The sequence below is a fragment of the Streptococcus suis genome (assembly GCF_024509555.1).
In the GTDB taxonomy this organism is placed as follows: domain Bacteria; phylum Bacillota; class Bacilli; order Lactobacillales; family Streptococcaceae; genus Streptococcus; species Streptococcus suis_AD.
In genome coordinates this window covers 46,590-64,865 of sequence record NZ_JAMWEL010000005.1, presented here as the reverse complement: position 1 = coordinate 64,865, position 18,276 = coordinate 46,590, and the positions used below count along the sequence as shown (strand labels likewise).

General features: G+C 44.5%; 21 protein-coding genes. 5 read left to right on the top strand and 16 right to left on the bottom strand.

What is annotated here, in order from left to right; all coding sequences use genetic code 11:
* Positions 1–12: 12 nt before the first annotated feature.
* From NF418_RS03695 to NF418_RS03675, 5 genes are all read right to left on the bottom strand, one after another.
* The gene (locus NF418_RS03695; RefSeq protein ID WP_256778487.1) at positions 13–933 is read right to left on the bottom strand and encodes a metal ABC transporter solute-binding protein, Zn/Mn family; all 921 of its coding nucleotides are present in this window, start codon (positions 931–933) and stop codon (positions 13–15) included.
* Positions 934–1,076: 143 nt separating this feature from the next.
* Entirely contained in the window at positions 1,077–2,360 is a 1,284-nt protein-coding gene (tig, locus tag NF418_RS03690; protein ID WP_256778486.1) for a trigger factor, read from the bottom strand.
* A gap of 114 nt (positions 2,361–2,474) precedes the next feature.
* Positions 2,475–3,074 carry a DUF1349 domain-containing protein gene (locus NF418_RS03685; protein WP_256778485.1) on the bottom strand — a complete coding sequence of 200 codons (600 nt, stop codon included), beginning with the start codon at positions 3,072–3,074 and terminating at the stop codon, positions 2,475–2,477.
* A gap of 1 nt (position 3,075) precedes the next feature.
* A complete protein-coding gene (locus NF418_RS03680) occupies positions 3,076–4,095 on the bottom strand; it encodes an alpha/beta hydrolase (RefSeq protein ID WP_256778484.1) in 1,020 nt (339 codons plus the stop codon).
* Between the two features lie 9 nt (positions 4,096–4,104).
* Positions 4,105–5,223, bottom strand: coding sequence for a pectinacetylesterase family protein (locus NF418_RS03675; protein WP_256778483.1), 1,119 nt, complete (start codon positions 5,221–5,223; stop codon positions 4,105–4,107).
* Between the two features lie 141 nt (positions 5,224–5,364).
* Between NF418_RS03675 and NF418_RS03670 the strand changes: the two genes are divergently transcribed.
* Complete coding sequence (locus NF418_RS03670; protein ID WP_306172658.1) at positions 5,365–5,874, top strand: TetR/AcrR family transcriptional regulator; 510 nt, start codon at positions 5,365–5,367, stop codon at positions 5,872–5,874.
* A 268-nt stretch (positions 5,875–6,142) separates the two neighbouring features.
* Here the strand turns inward: NF418_RS03670 and NF418_RS03665 are convergent, their stop codons facing one another.
* The 10 genes from NF418_RS03665 to truA all read right to left on the bottom strand — a co-directional run bounded on the left by NF418_RS03665 (position 6,143) and on the right by truA (position 14,368).
* Entirely contained in the window at positions 6,143–7,354 is a 1,212-nt protein-coding gene (locus NF418_RS03665; protein WP_256778481.1) for an NADH:flavin oxidoreductase/NADH oxidase family protein, read from the bottom strand.
* A complete protein-coding gene (locus NF418_RS03660) occupies positions 7,347–8,216 on the bottom strand; it encodes an SDR family NAD(P)-dependent oxidoreductase (RefSeq protein ID WP_256778480.1) in 870 nt (289 codons plus the stop codon). The genes NF418_RS03665 and NF418_RS03660 overlap by 8 nt, the downstream gene beginning before the upstream one ends.
* The gene (locus tag NF418_RS03655; RefSeq protein WP_256778479.1) at positions 8,209–9,054 is read right to left on the bottom strand and encodes an alpha/beta fold hydrolase; all 846 of its coding nucleotides are present in this window, start codon (positions 9,052–9,054) and stop codon (positions 8,209–8,211) included. The genes NF418_RS03660 and NF418_RS03655 overlap by 8 nt, the downstream gene beginning before the upstream one ends.
* Before the next feature lie 26 nt (positions 9,055–9,080).
* Positions 9,081–10,082, bottom strand: a complete 1,002-nt coding sequence (locus tag NF418_RS03650; RefSeq protein WP_256778478.1) for an NADP-dependent oxidoreductase — start codon at positions 10,080–10,082, stop codon at positions 9,081–9,083.
* A 79-nt stretch (positions 10,083–10,161) separates the two neighbouring features.
* Complete coding sequence (locus tag NF418_RS03645) at positions 10,162–10,593, bottom strand: Rrf2 family transcriptional regulator (RefSeq protein ID WP_012774961.1); 432 nt, start codon at positions 10,591–10,593, stop codon at positions 10,162–10,164.
* Positions 10,594–10,713: 120 nt separating this feature from the next.
* Positions 10,714–11,478, bottom strand: coding sequence for a hypothetical protein (locus tag NF418_RS03640; protein ID WP_256778477.1), 765 nt, complete (start codon positions 11,476–11,478; stop codon positions 10,714–10,716).
* 370 nt (positions 11,479–11,848) lie between these two features.
* Positions 11,849–12,412, bottom strand: a complete 564-nt coding sequence (locus NF418_RS03635) for a TIGR01440 family protein (protein WP_256778476.1) — start codon at positions 12,410–12,412, stop codon at positions 11,849–11,851.
* Positions 12,399–12,878: an ECF transporter S component gene (locus tag NF418_RS03630; RefSeq protein ID WP_256778475.1), complete on the bottom strand. Its 480-nt coding sequence runs from the start codon at positions 12,876–12,878 to the stop codon at positions 12,399–12,401. Before NF418_RS03630 ends, NF418_RS03635 begins: the two co-directional genes overlap by 14 nt.
* On the bottom strand, positions 12,868–13,629 hold the full coding sequence (locus NF418_RS03625) for a bifunctional hydroxymethylpyrimidine kinase/phosphomethylpyrimidine kinase (RefSeq protein ID WP_256778474.1): 762 nt from the start codon (positions 13,627–13,629) through the stop codon (positions 12,868–12,870). The genes NF418_RS03630 and NF418_RS03625 overlap by 11 nt, the downstream gene beginning before the upstream one ends.
* The gene (truA, locus tag NF418_RS03620) at positions 13,619–14,368 is read right to left on the bottom strand and encodes a tRNA pseudouridine(38-40) synthase TruA (RefSeq protein ID WP_024397808.1); all 750 of its coding nucleotides are present in this window, start codon (positions 14,366–14,368) and stop codon (positions 13,619–13,621) included. The genes NF418_RS03625 and truA overlap by 11 nt, the downstream gene beginning before the upstream one ends.
* Positions 14,369–14,540: 172 nt before the next feature.
* Between truA and NF418_RS03615 the strand changes: the two genes are divergently transcribed.
* From NF418_RS03615 to NF418_RS03600, 4 genes are all read left to right on the top strand, one after another.
* A complete protein-coding gene (locus tag NF418_RS03615) occupies positions 14,541–14,999 on the top strand; it encodes a Fur family transcriptional regulator (RefSeq protein ID WP_172053626.1) in 459 nt (152 codons plus the stop codon).
* Positions 15,000–15,137: 138 nt separating this feature from the next.
* Positions 15,138–17,006, top strand: coding sequence for a heavy metal translocating P-type ATPase (locus tag NF418_RS03610; RefSeq protein ID WP_256778473.1), 1,869 nt, complete (start codon positions 15,138–15,140; stop codon positions 17,004–17,006).
* Between the two features lie 134 nt (positions 17,007–17,140).
* Positions 17,141–17,665 (top strand): hypothetical protein, encoded by a 525-nt coding sequence (locus NF418_RS03605; protein WP_256778472.1) that lies wholly within the window; start codon positions 17,141–17,143, stop codon positions 17,663–17,665.
* Between the two features lies 1 nt (position 17,666).
* Positions 17,667–17,882, top strand: a complete 216-nt coding sequence (locus NF418_RS03600; protein ID WP_002943099.1) for a helix-turn-helix domain-containing protein — start codon at positions 17,667–17,669, stop codon at positions 17,880–17,882.
* 145 nt (positions 17,883–18,027) lie between these two features.
* Here NF418_RS03600 and NF418_RS03595 read toward each other — a convergent pair whose 3' ends face one another.
* On the bottom strand, positions 18,028–18,243 hold the full coding sequence (locus NF418_RS03595) for a hypothetical protein (protein WP_256778471.1): 216 nt from the start codon (positions 18,241–18,243) through the stop codon (positions 18,028–18,030).
* Positions 18,244–18,276 lie beyond the last annotated feature (33 nt).

Genomic DNA, 18,276 nt, shown 5'->3' with positions numbered 1-18,276 from the left:
CTTTATCAATGATTATTTCAATTCTTGAGCAAGAGTTTCTAAGACCTGCTCTAAGTTTTCTAAATAGGTTAAGTTATTTTCTGGATCGGCCTCAAGAGGATCCAAGACCTTCAAGTCCACACCTGTCGAAGTTGCCAGAGCCTTGGCCAATTTATCCGACGTTCCCTTTTCGGTAAAAATCGTTTGTACCTTGTAAGTATCGACAAACTCTTTAATCTCTGCCAACTGCCTTGGGCTAGGCTCTTCCTCAGACACCCCTGCTATCCCTAACTGCTTTAGACCGAATCGTTGGGCAGTATAGGAAAAGGCTGTGTGCTGGGTCACGAAGGTTTTTGAACTGGCCTTCGCAAAGATCGGAATATATTTGTCAGCCAACTTTTTGGCATTCTCATCCAAAGCCTTAGCATTTTTCCGATAATAATCCGCATTTTCAGGATCACTCTCTGCCAAAAGTTCCCCAATTTCAAGGGCTTCCTGTCCGACCAAGACCGGATCCAGCCAGGTGTGGGGATCATACAAACTAGCCTCATCAATCCCCTGACCAACTTCCATATCTTCTAAGCCAGGAACTTTTGACAAAGGCAGGCTTGTAGATGCTTCTAAAACCTCCACTGAAGACCCTTGTAAATTAGGATCCAGACGCTTAGCCCAGGATTCTAAAACCCCCGAGTGATAAATAAAGACATCTGCATCATAAATCGCACGAACATCGCCAGCAGACGGCTCATAGGAATGAATTCCCGACCGCGAACCGATCATTCGAACATCATTCTTATCTCCCGATACTTCCTTAACCAATGAATAAATAGGGTAAAATGATGTCACAATCCGCATTCCTGACTGAATCTGACTGGCCTCTTTCTGAACCGAGCAAGCCAGCAAGCATAAACCAGCTAGAATAGAAAGACAGGCTCCAAGTATTTTCTTTAGCATATTTCCTCCTTTTCACAAAAAAACATTAACCAGTTAAGTTTATATCACAAAATAATTAACCAGTCAAGTATTTTTCGAAAAATATATACTAATTTCTCAAAAAACAAAAAGAAAACCCGACCAAGTCGAGTTTCCAATTTGCATTATTTCACAGTTGCTGTGCTTGTGATGACTTCAACTGCTTTTTTCACTGTGATGTCATGTTTCAACATGTCTGGTGAAAGCAAGCTACGAACTTGTGCGACTTCCATATTGTAAGTTGCTGCCAAGTCTTCGATTTCTTTGTTGATTTCTTCTTCAGTTGCTTCGAAACCTTCTGCCTTCGCTACTGCTTCGACAACCAAGTTGGTCTTAGTACGTTTTTCAGCGTCAGCTTCGTATTGCTTATGCAAGTCCTCACGAGTTGTACCAGTGATTTGGAAGTACATATCTGGTGAAATACCTTGTTGTTGCATACCACCCAAGAATTCGTTGATGGCACGGTGAACTTCTTCGTGAATCATTTCTTCTGGCAATTCAACGATTTCAGCGTTTTCTACAGCCAATTCAAGAGCTGCTGATTCAACTGCATCGTCAAAGGCAACTTCTTTTGCTGCTTCCAATTCTTTGCGGTATTTAGCTTTCAACTCATCAAGTGTTTCCACTTCTTCGTCGATGTCTTTTGCCAATTCGTCATCCAAAGCTGGAACTTCTTTTGCTTTTACTTCGTGGATTTTTGTCACGAAGAGGGCTGGTTTACCAGCAAGGTCTGCTGCTTGGTAGTCTTCTGGGAAAGTCACTTCAACGTTTACTTCCTCACCAGCTGCGTGACCTACCAATTGTGCTTCAAAACCTGGGATGAATTGACCTGAACCAAGTCCAAGTGAGAAGTTCTCACCTTTACCGCCGTCAAATTCAACGCCGTCGATTGAACCTACAAAGTCGATAACAACTGTGTCGCCTTCAGCTGCTGGGCCTTCTTTGATAACCAATTCAGCCAAGTTATTGCGTTCACGTTCGATTTTCGCATCAACTTCTTCATCTGTTACTTCTTTAGTAGCTTCTACTGAAACTGCCAAGTTTTTGTAGTCACCCAACTTTACTTCAGGTTTTGTCACAACTTCAGCAGTGATTGTCCAGTCTTGACCTTTTTCCATAGACACAACGTCGATTTTTGGTTGTGCAACTACTTCAAGACCAGCTTCTGCAACAGCTGCTTCATAAGCTGCTGGTAAAAGAGCGTTTACTACATCTTGGTAAAGTGCTTCTTCACCAAATTTTTGGTTAAAAACGGCACGTGGCAAGTGACCTTTACGGAAACCTGGAAGATTGATATCCTTCTTAACTTTGTTGAAAACGCGGTCCAATTCTGGTTTGATAGCATCTTGACCGATTGTGAAGGTCAAAACGCCGCGGTTTGTTTCTTTTGCTTCAAATGATACAGACATTCTGTCATTCTCCTTAAAATTTTATTGCATACTCTTCATTATAACACAATTGACAGGGATTTCAACGATTTTATGACGGACTTTTGGGAAATGGCGGAGCTTCTGCCCAATCTTCTAGTCTGGTTGTTGACCGTCGTGGGCTAGCCATTTGCAGTCTGTCAAGGTCATTTCTGAAAAGATCGCTTCAAAAGAAGAGTTTTCCGGTGAACAGGCGTAGATACCGAAATGGATTTTACCGCCGCCTTGATGCAGGTGGCAAATCCGCATTTGCTCAAAATGAACACCGTCTTTAGAATTTTCGATGCAGAAATCACTACCCCGTCGGCTCAAACGGTAGTAAATTGACTTGACAGAAGCAGGAATTTCCTGGGTTGCCCAGTCTGAAAAGCCCTGATTGGTCACAACGCTGCCCAAATGCTGAAAATCTTCATTTTCATACTCAATCGAGCCCTTAATCCAGTTTTCCGAATCCTGATAGACCACGACGCCACACTGATCAAAACGAGTATGACTATTGGAAAAATCCGTCTTAACCGTAAAGGAAAAATACTCTTCCTCCGTATCCATCAAGAGCAGGGGAGCATTGTCATTGACAAAATGGTAGTAGGTTTTCTGCCACAAGTCTGTATGAGCTTGGGTTGTGATTCTGATTTCATTATCCGAAATCTGATAGTTTTCTGGTTCTCGCACCCAGTAAAAATTTTTGGTGTTCATGTTACTCCTTAGTTCGTTCGTCTATAAAAGTCATCATCCGCTCAAATGCTTTGGCAGATACCGGGTCATTTCGTAAATTCGCCACAAAGCCATGCGGCTTTTCAAGCCCTTCTTCTGCCAAAGGATCGACCAATTCATTCTTAACTCCCGATTGCTTCAAGGCTTTATTGAGCGACACCATATCTGTCCGATACTCGCTTCCCAGAAGGAAACTAGCTGGGTAGTCTTTATTCACATAGGAAATCGGGTTATAGGCATTGATTTCTTCCTCACTTAGATAGATGGTTTCTGAAACATAATTTCCAACCAACATCTTCGTACCTAGGCTAAATTTGGCGTAATCTAAGGGAGCGTCGTCGATGACCAGGGCCTTGACATGTTCTTTTGCAATACTTGGTTCAATGTTCAATAGCTGAGCGTACTCCTGATTGGCTAAGACACTACCATATTGAGCCACCATGATGGCACCTGCTGATGAGCCCATCAAGACAACATTGTCCATGTTCAAATGGTATTCTTCAGCGTGGTCCTTTATGTAGGCAATGGCCTGATTCATTTGAATCACAGGCGTTGGAAAATGATGATCTGGTACAAGAGCATAGTCAACATTGACCACATTATATCCTTTTGACACGATGTCGTCAATGAGATAGGTGGCTTGGCTGGCAGCCAGAGGGTCCCCCATATTTTTACTCCCTCCAAAGAATCCACCACCATGGAAATAGAAGAGGGTTGGTCGGTCAGCTTCAAAATTTTGGTCTGGATAAGTAATATCTAAAAAGCTGTTAGGGTAGTCCTTGCTATAGGCAATCTCACTTTTCAGATACTGACCATTCTCTTTCAGACCATCAATGGGCTCATAAAGAGGACTGTAAGAGTTCGGTGAACTCTCCTTATACATAAACGATTGAATGACACCGACTACCAACTGCGGATGATTGGTAACAGACACATAAACAATGAGACCAAGACTAGCTACAATCCCAAGGATCCATAAGATAATTTTTTTAAATTTTTTCATACTATTCTCCTAATCTAGTAGTTCTAACCCGTAACTCTTAACCTCTCCGTTAACCGCATCATCCAGCCATTCTGCCACACTCTTGTCTTGAGACATAGGGGTAAAGAATGTTGGAAAGTTAATGGTGGTGTGCTGAGTAGCTGTGGTTTTTTCATCTTTATCATAGTTCCAGATAAAAATACCCACTCCCTCAATCTGAGTTTGAAGTTCTTGCACCATCTGTTTGAGCCTGATTTGAAAGTCATCACTACTTGCTTTTGTCGCATCAGCTAGTTGCCCTTGGTCAATATAGGCTTGATATTGCTGAAGAACTCCATCTCGATAGGAAATATCAAACAATATCTTAACACTATCCCCGCGTTTCTCATGGAGGGCTACTAAGCTATCTAAAACAAGATTGTCTGAATGCAGGCGGTCACTAATAGAAGTCGGTGTCTTCCAGACATTTTCTGCTATGCTTTTCCAATTATCATGTCTCAAAAAGGAACTGTCCACTGCAACGGTGACATTTTTTGCTGTTGGAAAATGAGAAATGACATCATCCGCTAGCAGTGAGGTCGCAAATCCGCCAGCTGAAAATCCAGTCACCAGAAGTGTATCGGGATTGCCAATGTGCGGTTTGGCTGCTGCTAATATACTTGACAAATTATTATAACCCTGATGATAAATCGTTTGTTCCTTACCTTTATCATCTACGTAAGTAAAATTCTGTGTGCCAGCATGAAAATCTCCTGTCCCATACGGAAGCACAATCATAGTCCAGTCCTTAAATGGATTATCTTCCTGCGAACTACCAATTCCCCAAGTTGCGACATAATCTTGATGGCCAGTTGTGGTCGCAAAATAGCGTGTGCCACCACTAGCAGTCTCTTCATTGATACTCACACCACCACCGAAGAAATAGACCATCACCTTATTCTTCTCTTTACCGATACGAAGCAGGCCGTGTGCCTGATTGCCCTGAGAATCTACAACCCCTTCGGGACTGAGGCTGTACCATTCATTCACTTGTGGGGTCTGGTCAACAAGCTCAGGAGCTGACCAGCCAAATGTCTTTTTGTAGGCAATAAAACCAAGCAAAGCTAGGGTGGCTATTACAGCTGCTACTATTTTCCAAACTTTTTTCATACTTTCTTTTTTCTGTCCTTTATGGTATATTTTTAGAAACAAGTGTTTCGCTTTTTATCAGTATAGCAGATGAACAGTGGGAAAACCAGTCCTAGCTCTGCTATTTGCCCAAAAGGAAACAAAGGAAAGGAAGTGTTTCGCATGGAAAGAGTGAAGCGGAAAGAGTCGTTATTTGTGGAGAGTGTCGTGGAGGCTTTGTGGGAGTTGTTGGAAGACAAATCCTTTGAAAAGATTAGTGTGTCAGAGTTGGTGGAGCGAGCCGGCGTCGGTCGGGTGACTTTTTATAGGAACTTTTCTAATAAGGAAGAGGTTCTCGAACGGTCCTTCAACTTGGAGCTGCAAGCCTGGTTGACCGAACGGCAGATTGACTTGTCGGATTGGTCAGATACTCATCTCTTACTGGCTTTACGGCAATTTTTTGACTTTTGGCATGAACAACAGGATAAGATTCGCTTGTTGACAGCCAACCATTTGGACTACTTGCTCGAGAAGGTCTTGGATCGCTATTTCAAAGAAAGGCTGGGGGACTTGACCGATGATTTTCACCTGCAATTTATTGTGGGAGGATTTTTCCGAGTGCTTAAAACCTGGGTTGCTAGAGGCTGTAAGGAAAGCCCTGATGACATCATGCGGTTGATGGGAGAGCAATAGGACAAGCTTATCAACGTTCTTGACCAGACCAAGCAAAAAGACTTAGGCAACTGTTTTTCAGTCACTCTAAGTTTTATTTTTGTGCGTAATATCATCTCTCTGGATATTTTTAATAATGATTTCAAGTACTGTAATACAAATCTGGAGAAGCAGCGTTAGGCTTGAACCTCTCCTCAATCGAATATCTATAATGAAAATAAAGCTACTCTTACACGCATTGTAAAAGTAGCTTTAAAATTAATTTAGTATCGTCATGATTAGCATCATTCTACTTCCTCCTCGGTTTCAAGGCTGACAAGCCGTGTGCCTTGACGGTTTGGAGAAGATAAGGCCAGGCATGTTGACTGATGGTGACAGATTTTCCCTTGGCCAAGCCTTTCATCTGGGCCTCGTAATAACTGACACCGATTATGGGACCAAGAGCCTTATCCAGTTTTGGAAGACCTGTTGTCAGGCGAGGCGTTGTCAGTTGCACATCACCGACTTGACGGTAATCATTGACAAGACTTGGACGAAAGACAAAGGGTCTGGCAAGACCAATCATGGACACACCATCCTTGATAGCCTCCTCCATCTGAGTGACTTTTCGGAAACCGCCTGTTGAAACAATAGGAACAGAAGTCAAATCCGCTAAGGCAAGGGCATAGGTGACAAATCCAGCACCATTCTCATAGTCACTACCAAAAACAGGTGTCTCATAATTGCCACCTGAAATTTCAATCAGATCAATACCCAAGTCGGACATGGTTTTCACCACATGCTTACAATCTTCAAAACCAAAGCCTTCTTCCTTAAAATCAGAAGCATTCAATTTCAAGGCGATGGTAAAATCTGGTCCCACTTTTTCACGCAGACCTTGATAGACTTCCACCAAGAATCGCATGCGATTGTCCAGACTGCCACCATAGCGGTCCGTCCGCTGATTATCTGCTGGTGAGAGGAATTGATTGATCAAGTAACCATGTGCAGCGTGTAACTGTACACCTGTAAATCCTGCTGCTTTTGCCCGAAGGCCTGCTGCAATAAATTTATCCCTAGCTTCTTTGATATCAAACACGGTCATTTCTCTCGGTGGACGAAAGGCCGAAGCTGAGCCTCCAGAAATCGGAATGGCACTGGGTGCAATCGGAGTTTGATTGATCGACCGATACATCTGTTTGCCAGGGTGATTGAGCTGGAGCCAGATAGGCACACCGTTCTTTTTACCAACGGCTGCCCATTTCCGAAATTGAGCCAAGTGAGCGTCTGAATCAAGGACCACATTGCCCGGCTCACCAAGGTAGCGGCCATCCACCATGACATTACCTGTCACTAAGACACCCATTCCCTGCTTGGCCCAAAAATCATATAAGGCAATCAAGTCATCTGAGGGAGCTCCCTGACTATCTGCCAGGGTTTCGCTCATGGCGGATTTGAAAAAGCGATTGTCTAAGACCTGACCATTGGGCAGTTGGAGGTTTTCTAACAAAATCTTAGTCACGGTCGCTCTCCTTAAATACTTGGATTTTCCTATCAAGATAGGCTAGTAAGGCTTGGCTCTTTGCCAAATCAAATCCTTTCAAGCTGACCTTAGCCAACCTTTTCTCCGCAAAATAACGACCTGATACTCCAGCCACCTCTGGTGACAAACTTAAGTAGTAACCCGTTTCAATCCCCTGGTCCAAATCTTTGGAAAATGGTTTCATCAGACTGGTGAGAATCCGACTTCTCAGATTGCGTTTGACCCCATCATTGCCCAAATTTGTCGCAATCAAGCCAGGATGGTAGGCATTGACGGTCACAGATGAACCTTGCTTTTCTAAGGCCTCTGCCTGAGCTATTGCCAGCCAAATGGTGTATAGTTTGGCATTATTGTAAGCCATGGCTGCAGAATAGCCCTGCTCTAAACCAAAATCCAAGCCTCTGGTTTGTGCAAAATGGTGCATGAAGGAAGAGGTGTGAATGACCCTGCCTCCTGCTTTTTCCAGCAAGGGAAGCAACTCCGCCGTCAGGATATAGGGAACTTGGACAGACAGCATAAAGGTCATCTCGATATTTTCTGCCGTTGCCACACGGGCATCTCCAAAGTAAGCTCCCGCATTGTTTAACAAGACATCAATCTGCTCAAAATCTCGTTTAATTTCTTGGCTGAAACGATAGACATCTGCTAACTTGGAAAAATCTGCAAGGTAGCCGTGAATCTTTTTATTTCCTGTTTTTAGTTGAATATCACTGAGAGCTACACGGAGCTTTTCGCTATTTCGCCCGTGCAAGATCACTTCATGACCTTCACTAGCCAGTTTCATGGCTAGGTGTTTGCCGATTCCATCCGTCGAACCAGTGATTAAAATAGTTTTAGGCATTGCTTTCCTCCAAAAAGGCTAGTAAGGCTTTCGAAAACTCTTCTGCATTTTGGAAGATAGAGCCGTGACCTGCATTTGGATAGATGATCAGTTGGCTATTTTTGATTTTCTCATGCATGGTGTAAGAATTTTCTGTTGGAACCTGCATATCCTTATCACCGTTGACGATCATAGTCGGTTGGGTGATAAAGGTCATGGCATCTTGAGGCTCTCTTCCCCAGCGTTTGATAGCTTTGAGCTGTGTCAAAAATCCTGGAACATTCATGTCCTTGTCTGCATGAGCAGCACTTCTTTGCCCCATACGACCCAAGACTTTTTCTGCCTCCAAACGACCTGCCTCATCATGATTGTAGAAGATGTAGCGTTTTGGATCCACACGCTCCAAACCAGCCTTCAGCATGTAGCGGAAGGTTTTTCCAGTCACCTTATCAACTTCAAAACCACCACGAGGACCTGTACCTGCTAAAATCAAACGGTTGACCAATTGACTATCCAGACGAACTATTTCTTGAGCAATAAAGCCACCCATAGACAGACCTAGCAAATTGATTTTCTCATGACCCAAAGCCTTGATAATGGAAACAGCCTGCTCAGCCATTCCTGGAATGGTCGGAGCCACCTTGCCCTGACTAGCACCCACGCCAGGGAGGTCTAGGACAATTACATGGTGCTGTTCAGCCAGCAAATCCAGCAATTTGGGATCCCAGTTGTCCAAGGTGGCCGCTAGGTGAACCAGCATGACCAAAGGAATGTCAGACTTGCCCTTGCTGAGCTCACGGTAGACGATTTTATTGTTTGAAACGGTGGTGTATTGGTTTTTGGTTGTAATATATGACATGATGATTCCTTGTATATCTTATTGTCTTAGTTGAAACTGAGGACGGTTTTTCCGCGTGAACGACCGTTGGCAACCTTATCAAGTGCTGCGTTGACTTCTTCAAATGGATAAACGGTATCGATAGACGGTTTAATTTCGAGCTTGCTGAAAATGTCTGCTACTTCTTGCAGTTGGCGACCGTTGCTCTCTACAAAAATGAAATGGTAGTGAACACCGTATTTTTTCGCCATTTTGTCAAATGAACGACCAGCTAGACCAAACAAGATTTGTTTCCATTTTGGCAAATTCATGCGTTTGGCAAATTCACCATTTGGCATGGCACGAAGGGAAACCAGCTGTCCACCTTTTTTCATGATTGACATTTGTTTTTCCGTTTCTGCACCGCCAAGTGTGTCCAAGACATAGTCAACATTGCTAAGTGTTTTGGTGTAATCTTCTGTCTTATAATCGATAAACTGGTCTGCACCCAATGACAACACCCGGTCTGCACTTGCCCCATCACCATTTGTGATAACGGTCAAGCCCTTAGCTTTGGCAATTGGAATAGCCATACCACCGACGCCACCAGTTCCGCCAGAAATGAAGATGGTCTTGCCTGCCTCAGCACCCATGAGGTCAAGGGCCTGCATGATGGTCAAGGCTGTCAGAGGTACAGCAGCTGCTTCTTCATCTGTCAAGTAGGCAGGAACCTTAGCAAGAGCCTGAGCGTCAACAGCTACATACTCAGCAAAAGCACCGATACTATCAAGCGGAAGACGACCGAAGACACGATTACCTGCTGCAAAGTTGGTTACAGTTGCACCGATTTCTTGGATGATTCCAACTACTTCATTTCCAGCTGTTTGGGGCAATTTGTAAGGGACAATCAATTTCACATCTCCGCGTGAAATCATGTTGTCCAATGGATTAACGCCTGCTGCGGTCACTTTGACAAGGACTTGGTTAGGCTTGATTTGTGGCTTAGCAATTTCTGTAAGGTTAAGGGTGATATTGTTTTTGTTATAAGATGTGTGTTGTGCTACTTTCATGTTGTTCTCTTTTCTATTCTTTAGTTTGTTCCTGTATCACTTACAGGTCTATGTTTGGTTTTATAAAATCTGACCTCGGTCAGATTCGGGTTACTTGTGCGGATTGATAGAGATTAGTAATCACATTATCTAAGGATTGACGACTGAGTTGATTTTCCAGTTCTTGTTCAACGCTGGAAAAGATGGGAACCATTGCACCTTCTATATGCTGCCCAACTGGACAAGAAAGATTGGCATTCTGGTGTATCTGAAATAGGCGAATATGCTCCACTTCTTGCGTCGCAAGATAGATTTCCAATAAGCTAATATCCTTAGGGGACTTGCTCAATTGGTAGCCTGATCGCCCTTGGTGCGAAGTGATTAAGCCTGCATTTTTCAAAAGTGCAATCACCTTGCGGATGTAGCTGGCATTTGTGCCTACGCTCTCAGCCAAGGCTTGCGAGCTAAGTATTTCCTTGCTCTCACTGATCATGGTCAGAATATGAAGGGCTACTGAAAATTTTGTATCCATTCGGTCTCCTTTGTGTTCTTGTATCAACTACAAGAACAAATTTATCATAAGCTAGACTTCTTGGCAAGTCTTTTGCTTGATTTTTTTAAAACAAAGCATTCGACCAAGAAGTCGCTTGTCTTACATACGTTTGCCGTCTAGGACGAAAGGCAAGGTTTTTTCTATATGATAGGCGTGGACTGCTGAGGCGTATTGCACCACTTCTGCATTCAACTGCGGAGCTAGGTTGGCATAGAAGGCCTCTCTTGCCGCCTGATCCGCAAAACCTAGGATGATAGAGGAATGAAGATGGGCTTCTTTAGGATTGTCATGGGCAACATTTGGAGTATTCCAAGTCGCTTTATTCCAAGGAAGATAGACCTGTGTCCGTACTTCCGTTACACCAGAGATTGTAGCCAGTTGACTGGCTAGTCCATCTTGAACAAATGTTTTGAAGCTACCGCTCTTCACACCATCTTTGCGACGGAAGTAAAGGACATCACGCAGTTGGGTTTGGGCCTGTGTGCTAGTATGATACCAACGTGATGAAAATGGGAAGCCCATGTGCATCAAGGTCCGACGGAAAACATTGACCTCATCTTCAAAGGTAAGAGCCGTCTGACGGCGACCGCCTATTGGTGCCAATAACTTTTGATAGGTTACTTCCGCAATACCATCAATCCGACGGTCTTCTGGAACAGCCGTTTCCAATCCTGTCGCTTTCGGCCAAAAACTATGTTCTGTCGCACTCAAATGTTGCTGGCGGTATTCTAATAGACCCGGTGAAGCTGCAATAATCTGTGCGTGCCCGCCACTCCAGTAGTCCATCCCCTCTTGGCGTACTTTATCCTGACGCATCCATAATAAAATGGACAATGAAAATTGTTGTTGGTATCCTTTTGTCATATTTTTCTCCTTTTTGTTCTTGTATCATTTACAGGAACAAGTTTAACACAAGCCAGACCTCTTGGCAAGGATTTGGCTCAAAAAAGGGAGTGGGACAAAAATCGGTAACCCGCAGGGGGCGATTTTATCGTCCCACCCCCGCACAGCTCCAAAGGTTTGGGGAACCTTTGGAGGTTGGAAATAGAGCGAATTTTGTTCGCGTCAGCCGTAGAGGCCAGATTTGGAGTGTAAAACACGAATTGCTGAGATTTGCTGTGCAAATCTTATCTCCAACCTTTAACAGTCCACTGGACTGTTAAAGCCACTCAACCACTGCGTCAAGTTTAACTATTGAAAAAAACTAAGGAGGCAAGGAATTTTTCCCAGCCTCCTAATTCTTCCGTATCTTATCTTCCTGATAAGCCGCACGAGCTCCGCCGATTAGTTTGGGTCGACTGGCGAGAGCGGTGACATGGGCCTGACCAATCTCACGCAGACTAGGTCTGATGGGCACTTGGACGTGCTTGATGTGCATGCCAATAGCTGTGTCGCCGATATCCACACCAGCCTGAGCAGTGATAAACTCGACTTCCACCGGATCCTTCATATACTTGAAGGCCGCCAACTGTCCAGAACCACCTGCATGAAGGGTGGGCAAAACATTGACTATTTCCAGGTCCTTCTGGATTGCCAATTCCCGCTCCACCACCAAGGCACGATTGAGGTGTTCGCAGCCTTGGACAGCTAGAAAAATACCTTTTGGCTCCAGAATTTCCAAGATAGTTTCAACAACCACCTCACCGACTTCCAGACTAGAATTTTTACCAATATGCCCCCCAAACACTTCACTAGAAGACAATCCAAGGACAAATATCTGTCCCTTTTGAAGATTGCTGAGTTCTAGGACTTCTTGCACAACTTGCTGGGTTTGAACTTTGATTTTATCGAGTGACATAGCCAATAGCTCCACTTTTCTCTACTAATTTGACCAAGGCAAATCCCAAGCCCATACCGACAAAATTTTGCATGCTATTGCCAAAAACACTTTCAATGGCTTTGAGGTCATTAAAATAAATCCGAGATGCCAGGTAGTAGCCCCCAACCATAGAGAGCGTCGCCAAGACTAGACCGAGAATCCGTTTCTTGCCTGTCCAACCCGCAAAATAACCCTGAGCCCCGTGGAATACTAGACTAAAGAATGCCCACTGGGGATAGCCCAGCAAGAAATCAATCAAGAGCCCTGCCAAACCGCCAACAATGGCTCCTTCTTTCTTGCCCAAGTAAAAGGCCGTAAAGAAGACACCCACATCCAAGAGTGTGACAAAGCCGGATAGGGTCGGCACATGAACATGGGCCAAGACCAAGGTCAAGGCTGTTAAGATGGCTAATAATACTAATTCTTGTGTTTTCTTATTTCTCATATTGAATCACCCCGTAATCATCTGATTTTTCAATCGCCGCATGAACAAAGTCCTTGGACAGCCTGACCGCCTCGAATGGTTCTCTTCCCAGCAAAAGCTGACTGGCAATGCTGGACGCAAAGGTACAGCCTGCCCCCACATTGTTTTCTGACAGCAGAGGCGACTGGAGCACCACCACTTCCTGACCGTCGTAGAAAACATCGATCGCCTCTGAGCCACCCAGACGATTGCCTCCCTTGATGACCACCGCCTTGGCTCCCAAGTCATACAAGGTCACTGCCGCCTGCTTCATCTCTTCCACCGTTTTGATATCCTTTTGGAGCAATAGCTGAGCTTCTGCCAGATTTGGCGTGATCATGCTGACATAGGGAAGGAACTTCAAGAGTTCATCTCGCAACTGGCTGACCTCAGTATCATGCGTTTCCTTGCAGACCAAGACTGGATCCAAGACCACAGGAATCTCCTGGTGAGTCTTGATAAACTCCAAAGCCTGCTCTGCTATTTCCACAGAGGGAAGCAAGCCAATCTTAATCGCAGAAAAGGGCACATCCTTCAAACTAGTCAGTTGCTGGGCAAACACCGCAGCCTCCGTCGGAATGACCTCAAAGCCCTTGTCGGTCAGAGCTGTCAAGCAAGTCACCGCCACAAACCCATGCAGCTTGTGGACAGCGTAGGTCGTCAGATCCGCATGAAGACCCCCACCGCTGAAAATATCGTTGCCCGAAAGAGCCAAAATGTACCTAGTCTTCATAGATAATCTCCTTTAGATAGAGGCCGTTGCCTGCCGCAGTCGGACCCGCCAAACCACGATCCTTTTCTGCCAAAATCCGCTTAATCTGCCCCACAGGCATGCGACCATTGCCAATTTTCAGCAGGGTCCCCACCATATTCCGCACCTGCTTGTACAAAAAACCGTTGCCTGAAAAGGTAAAAATCAAAAACTGCCGCCGCTGGTCGTATTCCATAGTCGCCGCCGTAATGGTCCGCACCTTGTCTTCAACCGAGGTCCCCGAAGCCGTAAAGCCTGTAAAATCATGGGTCCCCACCAAGTCCTGAATGGCTTCTTCTATCAAACTCAAGTCCAAATCATAGGGATAAAAGGTCGCATAGTGTCGCATCATGGGATTCTTGGGTCGACCAATGTCCACCAAAAACTCGTAGGTCTTGCTGTGCTTGGCATAGCGGCAATGAAAATCATCCGCTACCTGCTCCACACTGACCACATCAATATCCTCAGGTGTTTGAGTATCAAGAGCAAAGCGGAGCTTCTCAGCATCTCGACTGCCAGCCAAGTCAAAGTGAATCACCTGACCATAAGCGTGCACTCCTGCGTCCGTCCGACCTGCTCCATGAACGGTTACTGGCTGGCCGCTGTTCAATCTTACTAACGTTTTTTCGATTTCTTCCTGAACCGTACGGGCATGGGGCTGGCGCTGAAAACCAGAAAAATCATGGCCGTCGTAGGAAATAATTGCCTTATATCGTGTCATGTTCTGATTGTAGCACAAGCAAACTTAGAAAAACAAGCCTATAAAACAACAACTGTCCTAGCACAGATACCTACCCTCCTATTAGATTGACAGAGCTAAGAAAATACACTATAATGAAAGCAGGAATTGAAATTTAGAATTGTTATTATTACATCGTAGAAAGGAGGGAAGCATGACCCACCATCATAGTAGTGACCATCAAGCGGATTTCGACCACGTCATCCAGCACCTTAAGGAAAAAGGAGTGCGTATCACTTCGACACGTAAGGCTGTTGTAGCCTACATCATAGAAAGTGATGACCACCCGAGTGCTGAGATGATTTACCAAGATCTTCTACCAGACTACCCAGGAATGAGCCTAGCTACTGTTTACAACAATCTGAAACTTCTGTTGGAAGAAGGATTTGTCACAGAAATCAAACGTACCAATGATAATACGACCTATTATGACTTTATGGGCCATGATCACCTCAATATCATTTGTGAAGTGTGCGGAAAAATTACAGACTTTATGGATATCGAACTACCTAGTCTGAAAAAAGAAGCCCAAGACCAGACAGGTTACAAGGTCACAAAAGAGGTCCTAGCTATCTATGGTATCTGTCCTGAGTGCCAATCTAATATAGAATAGCAGAGCGAATTAATTCGCTCTTTTTTCTTTCCTTGGAATTGTCTGAAAAATCTTATTTAGAATTATTATAATTAAACTTGACATTCTATTTATAATTGTTATAATTAAACCATAGAAAGATATTTCGAGGAATGATTTATGACACTGACACAACAATTTAAACAGTATAGTCACATTATCACAACTGCTGTCTGCCTAGTATTTATCCTGGTAGGGATAATCCTACTACAGACCGAACAAGGATGGGCACCCATCCTCTTCATTTCAGCCTTTATCATCGGTGGCTACCAGTCTGCCAAGGAAGGTCTGACAGAATTATTTGTGGACAAGCACCTGTCTGTTGACCTGCTTATGATTTTGGCTGCTATCGGCTCTGGCCTCATCGGCTACTGGATGGAAGGAGCCCTGCTCATCTTCATCTTCTCCCTTTCTTCTACTCTGGAAGAATTAGCCATGGAGAAAAGTAAAAACGCTATCGCTGCTCTGATGAACATGACGCCTCCAACGGCTCGCAAAATCGAGGAAAACGGTGACATTACTGTCTTAGATACCGCAGCCATTCGCATCGATGACCTCTTGCAAGTTCGCAAGGGGGATACGGTACCACTAGATGCTACCCTCATCAGTCCGCAATCCATCTTTGACGAATCCATGATTACAGGCGAGCCGCTCCCTGCTGAGAAAATGGCTGGCGCTGCTGTTATCGGCGGAACCATTAACCAAGGTCCAACTGTGACTGTTCAAGTTACAGCTGAAAAAGGCGATGCCCTATTCGATAAAATCGTCCAAATGGTTGAAAACGCCCAAGAATCCAAATCAAAAACAGCGACTTTCATTGAAAATATGGAAGATACCTATGTCAAGGTTGTCTTGGTGGTGGTACCACTCTTTATCCTCTTTGCTCATTTTGTTCTGGGTTGGGACTGGTTGACTGCCTTCTACCGTGGCATGATTCTCTTGACCATCGCTTCTCCTTGTGCACTTGTAGCTTCTTCTTCACCGGCGACACTTTCTGCCATCAGCCGTGCGGCACGCAAGGGTATGATTATCAAGGGCGGTGACATTGCGGATAACATCGCCAATCTAGAAGCCATCGTCTTTGACAAGACGGGTACCCTAACCATTGGTAAACCTGAGGTTGTAGGAGTGACCTATCTTGGCGATGAGGAGCTTATCAAACAGGTTGTTCAGGCAGTTGAAAAACAATCAAGCCACCCAATCGCTCAGGCTCTCATGACCTATACGGCTGACAGCTCTGCTATTACCCTCCAAAGCCTAGAAGACGTGACCGGAAAAGGCTTGGTGGCAGGCTATCAGGACGACAGCTGGAAAATCGGTAAGGCGGGCTTTGTGGTAGATAGCTTGGTTAGTCCCCTGTCTGCAGACTTAGTTGCACAGATCGATGAGGCGGAAAGCACTGGGAAAACCCTGGTCTATGTCAGCCAAAATGATTTCCTTGTGGCGATTTTTATGGTGGAAGATAGTTTGAAACCTGAGAGCAAGCAGCTGATTGCCCAATTGAAAGAGATGGGCGTGACACCAATTCTCTTGACAGGTGACCAAGAAAAGACGGCTCGTTACGTGGCGAGTCAGGTCGGCATTGATCGGGTCATTGCCAACTGTCTGCCAACGGATAAGGCTGCTGTTATCCAAGAACTGCAAACCGAGTTTGCGTCTGTCGGCATGGTGGGCGACGGTATCAACGATGCTCCCGCCCTAGCTCAAGCCAATGTCAGCTATGCTATGGGAAGCGGAACGGACATCGCTATGGAGTCAGCTGACATCGTGCTCATGGAGGACCTGACGAGAATTCCTTACTCCATTCGTCTCTCTAAGAAAATGCGGGGCATCATCAAGCAAAACATTATCTTTGCCCTATCTGTCATTGCCCTTCTTATCATTTCCAACCTCTTCCAGTCTATCAACCTCCCACTCGGTGTGGTGGGCCACGAAGGATCAACGATTTTGGTCATTCTCAACGGATTGAGACTCTTGTATTTTAAATAGCAGAGAGCCGCCAGCTACTTGGCGGTTTTCTTATTATTCTTTTTTTAAAAAAACGCTTGCATTTTAAAAATTATTGTTTTATAATAATTTTACAGATAATATTATCATAAAACAATAATAATCGGAGGTTTGCTATGAAAACCAATCTACTCAAAACAGCTGGCATTGTGGCTGCTTGTGTTCGCTATTTCTTCTATTTCACGATTGCTCTTTATACCTTCTCTACCTTGGCTGGTTTCAGAGGCGACTCATTTGTGATAGGCTCTTGGGAATACACCTTTAACAAACCCATTGACCAGATTAGTGTTTGGCTCATCCTTTTAACAAGTGGATTAATCTTAATCATCTTGGCGGTACTCAGTCACATTGCTCACTTGCTTCAAAAGTTATGTAAATTGCTTCTGGAAGAAGATTATTTCGCTTCAGCTAGTCTGGAAGTTTATCAGAAACTCTTCATCAGTTTGCTCGTCTTGACTGCTGGGCAATTTTGCCTAACCAGCTTGATCGCCTTGACAAATGCTACTGGACCAAACAACTTCCTCAATCTGCGTTGGTCAGATTTCATCCTCAATGCCCTCTTTATCTTCTTGACTTATTTTGTCTGGACCTTAGTACAAAAGGGGCAACAACTTGAAACCGAGAACAGCGAGTTTATCTGATATGGAAATGATTCGCGTAAACCTAGACAAGGTCCTCAAAGATCGACAAATGACTTCCAAGGACTTGGCAGAGCAAGTCGGCATCACCGAAGCCAATCTGTCCATTCTCAAGACAGGCAAGGCAAAAGGGATTCGTTTTAATACCTTGATGAGCATCTGCCGAATCCTAGACTGCCAACCAGGGGATATTTTGGAATATGTGAGAGAGGGGGAATGATGAAAATCTCCTAGATTTAGGTCTGCAATGAGAGGCTTAATCTTATCTCCAACCTTTTAAGCAAAAAATTTTCCTTATGGATAGCTGAAAATATTGAGGCTAGGCATAAAGTCCAAAGACACTTCTCAGTGTTCGTGTTAACATCTCAGCGCAGCGGTTGATAGGCTTTAACAGTCTGGAAGACTGTTAAAGGTAAGAGATTCCCCACTTTGTAGAGAATGTCTGTCGCCAGAAGCTCCCTTGCTTGGTTGTCTGCCATGTTTTGGCTGAGCTTTCTTGCGACCTCCATTTGATATGGGCTGGCGATGGTTTGAAGTGCTTGGACTTCTTTGTTTCGACGAATAGAAGGTGTAAGTGACATAAGTGTTCTCCTTTGATATAATTTTGGTAAGTT